This is a genomic window from Helicobacter pylori (assembly GCF_006439795.1).
GTDB lineage: Bacteria > Campylobacterota > Campylobacteria > Campylobacterales > Helicobacteraceae > Helicobacter > Helicobacter pylori_CR.
The window spans coordinates 1-13,849 of sequence record NZ_VEYL01000014.1 but is presented as its reverse complement, the minus strand read 5'-3'; the positions used below and the strand labels follow the sequence as shown (position 1 = coordinate 13,849).

Below are 13,849 nucleotides of genomic sequence, written 5' to 3'. Positions count from 1 at the left end.
TGTTTAGGGGTTCTAATCAAAATCCCTTACACATCTAGCTGTTTCACATCTTTAGCATGCGCTTGGATAAAGGCTCTTCTAGGCTCTACTTCATCGCCCATGCAAAGCGAAAAGACTGCATCGGTTTTTTCCAAATCTTCAATTTTGAGTTTGATTAAGCTGCGGTTTTCTTTATGCATGGTCGTTTCCCATAAATCATTAGGGTTCATCTCGCCTAGCCCCTTATAGCGCTGGATATTCGCTCCCTTTTTAGCGTGATTTTCCACTTCTTCTAAGAACGCCAAAATATCCTTATTTTCTAAGAAATCTAAATTATACTCCATAAGCTTTTGGTAAGTGTAATTCGCTTCTTCAAACAACACCTCTTTAAAGAGGTTGTCATCTAGGTTAAATTCCACCAAGCCCTTAGGGGTTTGTGCGTGCAAATGCAAGCTTTCTTCAGTAGCAAAAGAGCGTAAGATCTGATAATTCAAGCCCTCTAATTTTTCTAAAATGCTTTTTTCTAAAACTTTCATATCAAGGCTTAAGGCGTCCTTAGTCTCAATCAAAAAGCGTAAAACTTCTAGCAAGTTGTAGCGTTTTTCTAATTCCAAAAGCGTATAGCGGTAATGGCGTGCCACTTTTAACAAATTCATCAAATCGTTCTTGCCAATCCCTTCAATATCCACCGAATTGATGCCATGCTCAATTAAAAAATGATCCAAAGCGACGCCGTCTTTAAGATAAATTTCTGTCTTGCCTTTCTTATATTTGTAAAGAGGGGCTTGAGCGATAAAAACATGCCCTTGTTCAATCAGCGGGCGTAAATAACGATAGAAAAAAGTCATCAGCAAGGTTTGGATATGACTCCCATCCACATCAGCATCGGTCATAATAATGATTTTATGATAGCGCAATCTTTCTATATCAAAACTCTCTTGAATGCCGCACCCAAAAGCCGTGATCATGTTTTTAATTTCTTCTGATTTTAGAATCTTTGACAAATGGCTTTTTTCCACATTTAAAATCTTACCTTTTAGAGGTAAAATCGCTTGAAAAACCCTATCGCGCCCTTGTTTAGCGCTCCCGCCCGCGCTATCGCCCTCCACTAAAAAGATTTCACTCTCAAGCGGGTCTTTACTCTGGCAATCGGCTAATTTTCCAGGCAAAGTGCCGACACTCAAATTGTCTTTTTTCCTTGTAAGCTCTCTGGCTTTCTTGCTGGCTTCTCTGGCTTTTGCAGCTAATAGGGCTTTATTAGCGATGATTTTAGCTTCGTTAGGGTTTTCTTCTAAAAATTGATGGATTTTATCATAGACTAATTTTGAAACCAGTGTGCGCGCATACGAACTGCCGAGTTTGGATTTAGTCTGCCCTTCAAATAAAGGCTCGCTCATTTTCAAGCTCACAACAGCGATCAAGCCCTCTTTAATGTCTTCAGAGATGGGGCGCGACTCTTTAGTTTTAATGTTATTGTCAATGTATTGTAAAATCGCTTTAGACAAGCCCATTTTAAAGCCCGCCTCATGCGTGCCGCCCTCAGAAGTTTTAATGTTATTCACAAAGCTTAAGGTGTTTTCATTGTAATCATCAGCATACGCTAAAGCGACCTCTATAGAAGTGCGCGTTTCTTCATCCATGCTTTTAAACGAAATAATGGGGGTGAGTAATTCTTTTTTAGCGCTGTCTTTCACGAATTGTTTCAAGCCGTCTTCATAGAAATAAGTCTCTTGCAGTTGGGTTTTTTCTTCTTTGAAAGAAATTTTTAAGCCATCATTAAGATACGCCATTTCTTTGAAGCGCTTTTGCAAAATACCCGCTTGAAATTCAACGACCTCCATCACGCTTTCATCAGGGAAAAATTCAATAGTCGTGCCGCTTTCTTTAGCGCTTTTAGTCTTGCCAATGACTTCAAGCTCGCTAATGGGGATACCCTTTTCAAACTCTTGGCGATAGATTTGACCCTCTTTTTTAATGGTCATAATCAAGCGTTTGCTCAAAGCGTTCACAACCGAAACGCCCACGCCATGCAAACCGCCTGAAACCTTATAAGTATCATTATCAAACTTACCCCCCGCATGCAAAATCGTTAAAACCACAGTGCAAGCGGGGATTTTTTCCGTGGGGTGAATATCTACAGGAATGCCTCGCCCGTTATCTTCTACAACGCATGACCCCTCACTAGTCAAAGTGATGTTAATCCTATCGCAAAAGCCCGCCATGCTCTCATCTACAGCGTTATCCACGACTTCATACACCATGTGGTGCAACCCACCCACATTGGTATCGCCAATATACATTCCAGGGCGTTTCCTAACCCCCTCTAAGCCTTTTAAAACCTTAATACTATGGCTCTGGTAATTTTGCATTCAATCAAGCCTTTATAATGTGATTGGCATCATCAAAGTGGAGATTTTAGCGCTCAAGTGGCTTTGCTTTTCATCAAGAGGCTCTTGGATCAAAAAAGGCGAAGAAGGCTCATTGCATTTTAAAACGAATTGCGTTGTCCCCAAAGCATTCAAGGCTTCAAGGAAAAATTTCGCGTTCACGCCCAAATGAAAGGCTTTTTCAATATCCAAACCTTTTTCAATCTCAACAGAGGTTTTAGCCGTTTCGCTATGCTCAGAATCCAAAGATTCGAACAAAGCGTTGTTTTTTTCTAAAGTGAGTTTAATGGTAGAGCTTAAAGAACTGCATAATTTAATGCTCTCTTTAAATTCTTCCTTGCCTAAAGTGAAAGAAGAAGTGTATTCTTTGGGGAGGATTTTTTGATAATCAGGGTAATTCCCATCAATGAGCTTGGTGAAAAAAGTGTGCGTTTCGTTTTCAACCACCGCTAACATGCCGTCGCTTTTAAAACTGAAATTTTCATAAAAAAGCTTAAGGATTTCTAATAAAGCTCTTTTAGGCAAAATGCAAGAAATGTCTTCTTCGGTGGAATGGATAGAGACTTTTTCTAACTGCGTGTAAGAGAGCCGCTTGGTATCCGTGCCTACCACTGAAAGGGTTTGGTGTTTTTGATTGAATTGCATTAAAATACCGGCTAATTCCCTTTTATGGCTGGTTTGCTCAATCACAGGAGCGATTTTTTTAAACGCATCTACCAAAAAAGGGGTATTAACTTCTAAACTCACTTTGGGATCAATAACAGGGAATTCAGGGAACTCATCAGCGTCAAACATGGGGAGTTTGAAAGAGCTTTTATTTTGTTTGATCACCAAGCTGTCATCTTTAGTCTCTAAAATAATATTAGAGTCTTTTAAGCATGAGATAATATCCAAAAACTTTTTCCCGTTGATCGTGCCTACGCCCTCTTTATCGCTAGATTGCGTAAAAATATAGCTTTTTAGCCCAATATCTGAATCGCTAGCCTTTAAAAAAAGCTTTTCTTTAATGACTTCTAAATGGATGTGTGAAGCGATAGAAGAAGCGTCCTTTTTATCCAAAAAAGCTTGCAAGTAGCGCAAAGTGTTTTCCAAATCGTTTTTACTAACACTGATTTTCATAATTGAATAATCCCCTTGAATTTTTAGTCTTATTATAGCATAAAAGAGCGTTTTTTTAAGGGTTTAAGCGTATTCCTACCCCTATACGATTGGAAAAAACATCGTATTCATACAAGCCATCGCCATAGCCATTAAACCACTGCGCATAAATCCCCACAAAAGGGTTAATGCGGTAGGTATAGCCTAAGCGGAAAGCTCCATGCCAGCGATCATAACGCCAGTATTGCGTGAAAATATCATAAAGTTGCAATTCAAAATGATGGCGCCCTCTCCTGTAATCAACTTTAGCGTTACCATACCCCATGTAATCAATCAAATTAGGGTTGGATTGATCATAAGGGATATAGGGCCAATAAGCGACCATGATTTTCAAGCCTCCCTTTTCCCACACCAAACGAAACACAGGGCGTTGCCCCGCACTCACAGAGCGGCACCCCCCCCAGCGCACGTCTTTTTGCCCGTTATAATCTTTAACGATTACAGGCCCTCTTGGAAACTGGTTTTCAGGATTGCCGTCTTTAAAAGGCTGGTAACATTGCGCGCCCCCCACGCCATTAGAAATGTGCTGCCAACCTATCCAAATTTCAGAAAAATTCCCTATTTTACCCCCAAAAGGTTTAAAATTAATAGGATAAACATAGATGAGTTCAGGCATGAAATTGATCATTCGCATGGGAGCGGATTGGGGGTCATTATAAATTTGAAACCAGTTAGTTTGGGTATAAGCCAAATAAAGCGTGCCTTTAGTCCAAAGAATATGCCTAAATACAGGCACTCTAAAACTGATTTGGAACTTAAACTCATTGCGTTGATAGGGGTTGATATTGGGGTGGTACCATTGAAAAATGGGGGTGAAACTATGATAAAAAGGCAGAAAATAAGTGCCTAGATAATCCATCATGTTTAAATATTTTTTAGCAAAATCCACCCAAGAATGTTCTTTGGGGGCTTTTTGTGGAGGGAGATACCAAGCATTGGACAAATCGTTTTGCGTTTTAATGATGTGCAAATCCTGTTTGCGCAAATAGTAGTTATAATCCACCTTAAAATTATCTTGTGAAAATTTTTTGCCTTCTAACTGACAAACTACAAAAATCATAAAGAGCAAAATGCTTTTCATCAAGCATCCTTATTTCACTTAAATTGCAAGATGAAAATCGCTAAAATCACTACAGGCGCGATAAAACGAATGCTAAAATGCCACGCTTTAAAAGCGTTTGCGTTAAAGAAATGCTTCGTGGCTAAAAAAGAGCGCTTTTTATTTAAAATCCATCCCACAAACAAGACTGAAAACAAGCCTCCCAAAGGCATTAAAAATGAAGAAGTGATGAAATCCAGCCACCCGAACACGCTCTTATGAGCAAAACTCAAAAACTTAGCGTATCGTTCATTCATAGAAAGAATGACTAAAACGCCTAAAACATACACAACAATCCCTATCCATAGCGACGCTTTAAGGCGCGAGAAATTAAAACGATTGATTAAATAAAGCGCTAAAGGCTCTATCAAAGAAACCGTGGAAGTGATCCCAGCAAAAACAAGCGCCATAAAGAAAAAGAGCGAGACAATCTGCCCACTTATCCCCATTTTAGCGAAAGTCAAAGGTAAGGAAATAAAAACAAGCCCTGGTCCTTGAGACACATCTGCATGGTATTCAAACACAAAGGTGAAAATCATCACCCCGGCAATCAAAGAGATTAAAATACCGGGCAAGACAATAAATAAAGAGCTTTTGAACAGATTTTCTTTTTTGGGCGTGAAAGCTGAATAAGTAATAATCGTGCCTACCCCCAAACTCAAAGAAAAAAACATCTGCCCTAAAGCGTCCATAATAACTTTAAAATCAATCTTTTGAATCTCAAAATTAAATAAAAAGTGCAAAGCTTTAGGCATGCTTTCTAAAGTCATCGCATAGATTAAAAGTCCTATGAAAATCACAAACAATAAGGGCATCAGCACTACATTTAATTTCTCAATCCCCTCTTCAATCCCCCTAGAAACAAACCATATTGTCGGCAATAAGCATGCGCTAAAGCCAATAACAGGCCAAATCAAACTGCCATTTTGGAGCATGCTAAATTGCATTTTGGCTTGCTCTAAATCTTTAGGCAAATCAAAAGTTACTACAAAAAGGTAGTAAAGCACCCAGCCTAACACCACCGCATAAAAGGATAAAATGAGAGGACCGCCTAAAATAAAAAAAGAAGTGAAAGGGTAGTATTTTTTCCTTTTAGGATCTAGTATTTGATAATTAGAAACAACATCTTTTTTACCCAAATTCCCAATCAGCATTTCCACTAAAAGCATAGCAATGCCTAAACTCAAGGTTAGCACTAGATATAAAAGCACAAACGCACTCCCCCCATTATGGCCCACCATATAAGGAAAGCGCCAAATATGCCCTAAACCGATAGAGCTACCCAAAGTGGCTAAAATAAAGCCTAATTTAGAAAATTTTCCCATGCTAAATGTTTTAATAAATCTTGCTCAACCAAATAGAAAACACAATTAAAGGGGTGATGTATTTAAGCAAGAAATACCAAGTTGCAAACAATTTAGGGCCTAAAAAGTGCGTGCTTAAAAGACGCAATTTTTCTTTTTTCAAAACCCAGCCCATAAAAATAAAGGTTGCCATCCCACCTAAAGGCATGATAATGGTGCTTGATGCAAAATCCAACCAATCAAAAAGACTTTTTTCAAAGAAAGTGAGTGAGTCTTTATAATCTTTATGAAGCGAAAAAATCAACACCACGCCTACGATAAAAATGAGTGCTACAAGACCCCAAGTAACCTTAAAACGAGAATATTGATACCTTTCGGTAAGATACATCACGCTTGGCTCTAATAAAGCCACCGTAGAAGTGATGCCAGCAAAAGCGAGTGCGAGCAAGAAAAGAACTGAAACAAGAGTGCCTATCGCTCCCATTTGGCCAAAAACCACCGGTAAAGAAGTGAAGATTAACCCTGTGCCTTGTGAGACATTCGCCCCATATTCAAACACAAAAGTGAAAATCATAAGCCCTGCCACAAGAGAAATCAAAATCCCTGATAAAACCACCCAAATAGTGCTTTTAAGCAGATTCTGCGTTTTATCCGTAACCGCAGCGTAAGTGATATTGATCCCTAAACCTATGCTTAAAGAAAAGAAAACCTGCCCCAAGGAATAAGTGAACACTTGAGAAGTCAAATCTTTTGGTTTGAAATCAAACATGAAATGAAAAGCTTTAGAAAAAGAATCCATGCTCATCGCATAAAAAAGCAAACCAAAAAAAGTAGCAAAGAGTAAGGGCATTAAAACCAAATTGAGTTTTTCAATGCCTTCTTTAATCCCCCTAGAAACAATCCATCCGGTTATCAATAAAACGCTCAAAAGCCCTATGGATTGTAACCTAATGGATTGTAAGGTATCATTAAAGATTTGTTCAGATTCTTGGATACTGTTAGGCAAATTAAAACTAATACTCACTAAATAATAAAGCACCCAACCTAAAATCGTGCCGTAAAAAGTCAGTATTAAAGGCCCAGAAATAAGCAAAAGCCCTGCGTATTTCCAGTGTTTTTTAGGGTTAATGTCAAGCTCTTTGAAAGCTTCTATTACATTTTTTTGCGTGCTTTGTCCTAATAGCATTTCAGCGATAAACATCGCCGCACCAACGCTTAAAGATAAAAATAGAAACAATAAAACAAAAGCACCCCCACCACTCACCCCAGTCATATAGGGGAAACGCCAGATATGCCCTAAACCTATCGCACTCCCTAATGCAGCTAAAACAAATCCTAATTTAGAAAAATGATTACCCATATCTTAACTACCAAACTCCTTGTCAATGATTAAAATTAAAGAGCGATGTCCTTAATCGTCCAACTATTGCTGTATTAGTTTTTAAAATCTTTAAAGATCTTAAGATTTAAGAAAAAACCCACTTTAAAAATACCTAAAAAACATAAAGCAACGCCCTTGGATTATACTATAGTTAAGTTACATATTGTATAATTTTGAGAAAATTTCATTATTTAAGTAAGGGGAATTAATGCACTGTAGGGTATATTACGAAGATACCGACTCTGAAGGCGTGGTCTATCATGCGAATTATTTGAAATATTGCGAAAGGGCTAGGAGCGAGTTTTTTTTTAAACAAAAGGTCTTGCCAGAAAATGAAGAAGGCGTGTTTGTTATCCGCTCTATCAAAGCGGATTTTTTCACCCCCGCAAGCCTTGGGCAGGTCTTAGAAATAAGAACGCAAATTAAAGAATTAAGAAAGGTTTTTGTGGTGCTTTTTCAAGAAATTTATTGCATCCAAAACGCTTCTTTAGAGCCTATGAAGCCTTTTAAAGTCTTTGCTTCAGAAATCAAGTTTGGCTTTGTCAATCGCTCTACATACAGCCCTATTGCCATCCCTAAATTGTTTAAGGATTTATTCAATGCCGTCTGATTTAAAAAAACCCACTATCATTTACCCTTGCCTTTGGGATTATAGGGTGATTATGACCACTAAAGATACAAGCGCGTTAAAAGAGCTTTTAGAAACCTACCAACGCCCCTTTAAATTGGAATTTAAAAACACTTCTAAAAACGCTAGATTTTATAGTTTTAATGTTTCTATGAAAGTTTCAAACGAAGCAGAACGGAATGAGATTTTTCAAAAAATCTCACAATTAGAAGTCGTGGTGCATGCACTTTAGTCTTTTAAAACAAACGCCTTGAATTTTTCACCCCTTTCTTTATACGAAGAGAATTGATCCAAACTGGCCGCACTGGGTGAAAGCAAAGCAATTTCATTTTGTAATAAAACGCTTTTAATTTCTTGAACCGCTTTTTCTAACTTTAAACAAACTTGACAAGAAACATTAAATTCTAACGCTAAAGCTTGGATGATAGAAGCGCTTGATCCTATGGCATAAAGGCTTATTTTATAGTTTTTAAACTCTTCAAAAAGGGGGGTTAAATTGACCCCTTTAATATCGCCCCCTAAAATCAAATGGATTTTTTGGTTTTTAAAGGTTTTTAGGGCTTGTAAGGTGGCATCAATGTTCGTGGCCTTGCTGTCATCTACCCACAAACGCCCTTGTTTATCCCTAAATTCTTCCATTTTATGCGAGCCGATTTTAAAAGCGTTCAGTCTTTTAAGGGCGTTTTCTCTGTAATCTTGCCATTTTAAATTCTTTATTTTTAAAAATTGTTCATAAACTAAAAGGGCTAAGGCAGCGTCTAATAAAAACGCTCCCTTAAAAAAAAGGGCGTTAGAAGGGATTTCTAAACACTCTAAAATCTCTTCGCTTTTGTCAAAAAAGATTTTTTGCGCTTGCGAGTTTTGAACTCTTGAATGTTCTTTAAATTTTAAAGGGAGGATAGCGAGCGAAGTTTTAGGCATCAATGTTAAAACCTTGAGTTTAGCGTTCAAATAATTTTCAAAATTGCAATGCCAAGTCAAATGATCGGCTTCTACATTGATGAGCAAGTAGATTAAAGGGTAAGCCTTATTAGTGTAATGCAAAGAAAAGGAGCTTGTTTCTAACACCCACAAAAGCGATTGTTTTTCAAACAATTCAATCAAGGGCGTGCCGATATTCCCCCCACTCACAGCCTTAAAATCTTCTAAAAGCATGGTGAGCATTTCTGTCGTGGTGGTTTTACCATTAGTGCCGCTAATACTTATTATAGTAGGCGTGAAAACAGAATCAAACAAGCTGTCAATATAATCGTATTCGCTCACTAAATGCTTGGCTTTTATGACTAAAGGATGCGTGAAACTGATGCCAGGGCTGACTATCTCTAATTGGGAATCATTAGGGTTGAAATCCTTACTGGGATAGCAAAGAAAACCCTCGCTATCCTTATGAAATGAAGTGAATCGGTCATCAAAAAATTTGACTTCGTTATGGTTTTTTTTAAAAAAACGCGCTAGGGCTAGAGTGGTTTTGCCATGCCCAAATAAAGAAATTTTCATTTAACGCACTTTCAAGCTTAAAAGAGCGACTAAATTACTCAGCATAGAAATGATCCAAAAGCGCACGATCACCTTATTTTCTGCCCAGCCCTTTTGTTCAAAATGATGGTGGATAGGCGCCATTAAAAAAAGGCGTTTTTTACGGGTTTTATAGCTCCCTACTTGCAAGATCACAGACAAAGTTTCTACCACAAAAATAGATCCCATTAAAACCAATAAGATTTCATTATGCGAAACAATAGCGTTATAAGCGATAAACCCCCCTAAAGCCAAACTCCCGCTATCGCCCATAAACACGCTTGCCGGGTTGCAGTTATACCACAAAAAGCCAAAGAGCGATCCCACTAACGCTAACGAGACAACAAACAATTCCCCCACATCTATGACTTTAGGATAAAGCAAGTATTTAGAAAATTCCGCATTCCCTGCCACATACACAAAGATAGAAAGGCTTAAGAGGGTGAAAATGCTAGGCACGCTCGCTAAGCCGTCTAACCCATCTGTTAAATTCACCGCATTGCTCGTGGATAAAAAAACCAACACCCAAAAACCAACCGCTAAAATTGCGGGCATTTCAAACAAGGGGTTTTTCAAAAAAGGCGCATATAAAAAAGTGTCTAACCCCTTAAGGCTCAATAAAACAGACACCACAAGCGAAAGGACAAAAAGCATGCTAAATTTCATTTTCGCGCTCATTCCAGCGTTATTTTGTTGGTTGATTTTAGTGTAATCGTCTCTAAAACCCACAAAACTAAAGCCCACTAACACGATTATCCCTAACAACACATAAAGATTACCCAAAGACGCGCACAACACGCTCGCAACAATGGTTGCAAAAACAAAAACAATCCCCCCCATCGTAGGGGTATCCTTTTTATTCTGGTGGCTTGGCACGAAGCTAGAAATGGGCTGGTTAGCCTTTTTAGCCTTGGCCCATAGAATGAATTTAGGCATTAAAAAAAGCGTGAGGAAAAAGGCTATGAAAAACCCTAACCCTGCTCTAAAAGTCAAATACTGGAAAAGATTGATATTAAAATAGCCATATAGTAAAGAATGGAGCATAAAATCCCTTGTGGTAAAATCGCCATGCTTGGAATCAGAAAAAAGAAAATTGTAGCGCAAATTGGTTTACTTAAAAATAGCATAAATAGGGTAGGATTGGATGTTATTTTTAATTTTTAGGAGTCTTTTCATGGAACATTCGTTTGTTTTTAAAAAAGTTAGAGTTTATTCTAAAATGTTAGCGGCTTTAGGGCTTTCAAGCGTGTTAATCGGTTGCACGATGAATCCAAGCGCTGAGACAAAAACACCAAATAACGCCAAAAACCAACCACCCGTTCAAACTCATGAAAGAATAAAAACAAGCTCTGAACATGTTACGCCACTAGATTTTAATTATCCGATACATATTGTTCAAGCCCCACAAAACCATCATATTGTAGGTATTTTAGTGCCGCACATTCAAGTGAGCGATAATCTAAAACCCTATATTGACAAGTTTCAAGACGCTTTAGCCAATCAAATCCAAACTATTTTTGAAAAAAGAGGCTATCAAGTGTTGCGTTTTCAAGATGAAAAAGCTTTAAGCGCACAAGATAAAAGAAAGATTTTTTCCGTTTTGGATTTGAAAGGGTGGGTAGGAATCTTAGAAGATTTGAAAATGAATTTAAAAGATCCCAATAATCCTAATTTAGACACGCTAGTGGATCAAAGCTCAGGCTCTGTATGGTTTAATTTTTATGAGCCAGAAAGCAATCGTGTAGTCCATGATTTTGCTGTGGAAGTGGGAACTTTTCAGGCAATGACCTATACTTACAAACATAGTAATTCTGGAGGGTTTGATTCTTTAGACAGCGTTATCCATGAAGATTTAGAAAAGAATAAAGAAGACGCGATACATAAGATCTTAAACAGAATGTATGCCGTTGTCATGAAAAAAGCTGTAACAGAACTTACAGAAGAAAATATTGCCAAATACAGAGACGCTATTGACAGAATGAAAGGCTTTAAAAGTTCTATGCCTCCAAAAAAGTAGTTCTCAAACGAACTATTTAAAAATTAGCCTTAAAATCAGTCTTTTTAAAGGCTATTTTAAGTATAATGCAAAGTTTATTTCATATTTAAGGATACACAATGGCAAAAAGATGCACTTTAACTTTTAAAGGGCCTATGATAGGCAATCATGTCAGTCATGCGAACAACAAAAATAAGCGTCGCTTACTCCCCAACTTGCGATCTATTAAGATCCAATTAGATGACGGCACGACTAAACGCATTAAGGTAGCTGCTTCCACTTTAAGAACCATGCGTAAAGGGGCTTAGTTTTTAGAATTTCTGTCCATTTTGATTGTAGGGGTGGTTTTGATGTTTTTGATAACCTTTTTAAAACTCCCCTTAAATCTAAACTTCTTTTTAAGATTAAAACACAGCCTAAATTAGGTTTAGCGTTTTGATCAAACTTAGAAGCAAACGCTTTCAAAAGAATTTATTTTGATCTAGGAATTGGTTTTGTTTGAAAAGTTGAAATTTTTTAAAATCAAAAAAGACGATGAAAATCAGCCAGAAGTCAATTTAAATTCTGAAATCTATGAGCAATTTAAGGTCTTTAGACTCCCGCTTATTTTAATCCAATTGCTTGTGCTTTTAGGCACTCTGGGATACTTCGCCCTAGAAAATTATAGCCTTATGCAAGCTTTCTTTCAAACGACTTACACCATGACAGCTACAGGGTTTGGCGCTTTAAATGAAAGCCAGTTTGGGCCTATAAGTATTTTTTTAACTTCCATTTTAATGTTTTGTGGGACGGGAATTATTGCTTTTAGCGTGGCTATTTTAGTTAGCGTGGTCAATAAAGGCACGCTTACCAGATTGATTAAGGAGAAAGGTATGATTTATAAAATCGCGCGCCTTAAGGATCATTATGTGATTTGTTACCACAATGAATACACCATTGAATTGAGCAAGCAGTTCCGCTCCGCTCAAATCCCCTTTGTGGTCGTGGATAATGACCCTAGTTTTGAAGAAGAAGCCATTAAGCACAAATACCCCTACTATATCATAGGCGATCCGCACACCAATTTAGCCATGCTAAAAACCCACTTAAGCAGCGCTAGGGGCGTTGTGGCGTTGTCCAAGATTTTACCGGTGAATGTGGCGTTAATGGTGAGCGTGCGCTTGTTTGAAAAGGAATTAAAGCGCAAACCTTACTACATCATTGCGAGCGCGCATAGCGATGAAGGCTTAGAAAAATTAAAAAAATTAGGGGCTGATATGGTGGTTTCCCCTACAAAACTCATGGCGCAGAGAGTGAGCGCGATGGCGGTGCGTCCGGATATGGAAAATATCTTAGAGCGTTTTATCAATAAAAAAGACACGCTTTTAGACTTAGAGGAAGTGATTGTCCCTAAAACTAGCTGGCTTGTGTTAAGGAAATTAAAAGAAGCCCATTTTAGAGAGATCGCTAAAGCGTTTGTGATTGGTATCACTCAAAAAGATGGCAAATACATCCCTATGCCCGATGGAGAAACGATCATTGCAAGCGAATCCAAACTATTGATGGTTGGCACTTCAGAAGGCGTTGCGACCTGTAAGCAACTCATTGCCAACCATCAAAGACCCAAAGAAGTGGATTACATTTCCTTGTGATTGATACAGCCTTTTTATAAGATAAAAAAGGCTTGGCTCTCATCAAATATGAATGATAAAATCTAAAAAATGCTAAAAACATTTTTTACAATCCATAGCAAAGAGCTTGGCGTTAGCCAAAAAGCTTTAGTTATTCATGTTTAATTAGAATAGATCCAAGATTTAAGCGGATTTGAGGCTTATTTTTCTCACACCCATACACTCAATGAGAGTTAATGTTATAACCCTTTTAAAGTTCTCATTTTTGATATGCTCGTTATTATCGCTTCATTGAAATAATTGATATTGCCAAAAAAATACCCATGATACAATCCTAAAACACCGCTCACATTTTCCACTAAAAGCTTTGCATAATAAATTTGTGATACATACTTATGCGTGATTTTTTGGATGCTTTCTTTCAAAAAGTCTTCTTGCACTTTCAGCCCAAAAACCGCGCTAGCTTCTAAATTTTTCGCGCTAACAAAATTAAAAAAAACTTCTATTTCGTATTTCTTATTTTTCTCTAGCGTGTAATCGCTCAAGTCTTTCACTTTTTGCTCCCATCCGCCTTGGATATAGATCAAATTATGAATGTAATACATGCCCGCAAACAAGCCGCTAAATTTCGGCTTCAAGGTTTCTAAAAGTTCGTTAAATGCGGTTTTTTTCGCTTCAATAATCTCGCTTGTGGCTTGTTGCTTTTCTTGCGTGATGTTGTTTAAAGCTTCTTGCTTATTCGTGTTAATTTGCGTTGTAGCGCTTTCTTTAGCTTCGTTAATGTTAGTGATC

13 protein-coding genes and 1 pseudogene are annotated in these 13,849 nt (G+C 37.8%); 6 read left to right on the top strand and 8 right to left on the bottom strand.

Features of this window, described 5'->3' with window-relative positions; translation table 11 throughout:
* Nucleotides 1-26: 26 nt before the first annotated feature.
* The 5 genes from gyrB to FIM66_RS06285 are packed head-to-tail and all read right to left on the bottom strand — an operon-like array spanning nt 27 to nt 7,287.
* Nucleotides 27-2,348 carry a DNA topoisomerase (ATP-hydrolyzing) subunit B gene (gene gyrB / locus FIM66_RS06305; RefSeq protein WP_120927942.1) on the bottom strand — a complete coding sequence of 774 codons (2,322 nt, stop codon included), beginning with the start codon at nt 2,346-2,348 and terminating at the stop codon, nt 27-29.
* A gap of 12 nt (nt 2,349-2,360) precedes the next feature.
* On the bottom strand, nt 2,361-3,485 hold the full coding sequence (dnaN, locus tag FIM66_RS06300; RefSeq protein ID WP_140600242.1) for a DNA polymerase III subunit beta: 1,125 nt from the start codon (nt 3,483-3,485) through the stop codon (nt 2,361-2,363).
* 55 nt (nt 3,486-3,540) lie between these two features.
* Nucleotides 3,541-4,605: a phospholipase A gene (locus tag FIM66_RS06295; protein WP_140600241.1), complete on the bottom strand. Its 1,065-nt coding sequence runs from the start codon at nt 4,603-4,605 to the stop codon at nt 3,541-3,543.
* A gap of 14 nt (nt 4,606-4,619) precedes the next feature.
* Nucleotides 4,620-5,948: a sodium-dependent transporter gene (locus FIM66_RS06290; protein ID WP_140600240.1), complete on the bottom strand. Its 1,329-nt coding sequence runs from the start codon at nt 5,946-5,948 to the stop codon at nt 4,620-4,622.
* Nucleotides 5,949-5,958: 10 nt separating this feature from the next.
* The gene (locus tag FIM66_RS06285; RefSeq protein ID WP_140600239.1) at nt 5,959-7,287 is read right to left on the bottom strand and encodes a sodium-dependent transporter; all 1,329 of its coding nucleotides are present in this window, start codon (nt 7,285-7,287) and stop codon (nt 5,959-5,961) included.
* 229 nt (nt 7,288-7,516) lie between these two features.
* On the opposite strand from FIM66_RS06285, the gene ybgC reads away from it, so the two are divergent.
* A complete protein-coding gene (gene ybgC / locus FIM66_RS06280; protein WP_075651863.1) occupies nt 7,517-7,918 on the top strand; it encodes an acyl-CoA thioesterase YbgC in 402 nt (133 codons plus the stop codon).
* Nucleotides 7,908-8,168, top strand: coding sequence for an HP0495 family protein (locus tag FIM66_RS06275; RefSeq protein ID WP_140600238.1), 261 nt, complete (start codon nt 7,908-7,910; stop codon nt 8,166-8,168). Before ybgC ends, FIM66_RS06275 begins: the two co-directional genes overlap by 11 nt.
* Here the strand turns inward: FIM66_RS06275 and murD are convergent.
* Together murD and mraY are read right to left on the bottom strand one after the other, a co-directional pair.
* Nucleotides 8,165-9,433 carry a UDP-N-acetylmuramoyl-L-alanine--D-glutamate ligase gene (gene murD / locus FIM66_RS06270; protein WP_140600237.1) on the bottom strand — a complete coding sequence of 423 codons (1,269 nt, stop codon included), beginning with the start codon at nt 9,431-9,433 and terminating at the stop codon, nt 8,165-8,167. The two genes, FIM66_RS06275 and murD, sit on opposite strands and share 4 nt — an antisense overlap.
* On the bottom strand, nt 9,434-10,495 hold the full coding sequence (gene mraY, locus FIM66_RS06265; protein WP_140600236.1) for a phospho-N-acetylmuramoyl-pentapeptide-transferase: 1,062 nt from the start codon (nt 10,493-10,495) through the stop codon (nt 9,434-9,436).
* On the opposite strand from mraY, the gene FIM66_RS08245 reads away from it, so the two are divergent.
* The 4 genes from FIM66_RS08245 to FIM66_RS06245 all read left to right on the top strand — a co-directional run bounded on the left by FIM66_RS08245 (nt 10,487) and on the right by FIM66_RS06245 (nt 13,078).
* Nucleotides 10,487-10,615, top strand: a complete 129-nt coding sequence (locus tag FIM66_RS08245) for a hypothetical protein (RefSeq protein ID WP_274595219.1) — start codon at nt 10,487-10,489, stop codon at nt 10,613-10,615. The two genes, mraY and FIM66_RS08245, sit on opposite strands and share 9 nt — an antisense overlap.
* Nucleotides 10,616-10,625: 10 nt before the next feature.
* Nucleotides 10,626-11,468, top strand: a complete 843-nt coding sequence (locus FIM66_RS06260; protein ID WP_140600235.1) for an HpaA family protein — start codon at nt 10,626-10,628, stop codon at nt 11,466-11,468.
* Nucleotides 11,469-11,566: 98 nt separating this feature from the next.
* Nucleotides 11,567-11,755 carry a 50S ribosomal protein L28 gene (rpmB, locus tag FIM66_RS06255; protein ID WP_001119005.1) on the top strand — a complete coding sequence of 63 codons (189 nt, stop codon included), beginning with the start codon at nt 11,567-11,569 and terminating at the stop codon, nt 11,753-11,755.
* A gap of 186 nt (nt 11,756-11,941) precedes the next feature.
* Entirely contained in the window at nt 11,942-13,078 is a 1,137-nt protein-coding gene (locus tag FIM66_RS06245; RefSeq protein WP_021310300.1) for a potassium channel family protein, read from the top strand.
* Between the two features lie 218 nt (nt 13,079-13,296).
* Here FIM66_RS06245 and FIM66_RS06240 read toward each other — a convergent pair.
* Nucleotides 13,297-13,849, bottom strand: a pseudogene (locus FIM66_RS06240) (DUF1542 domain-containing protein); the annotation flags it as partial.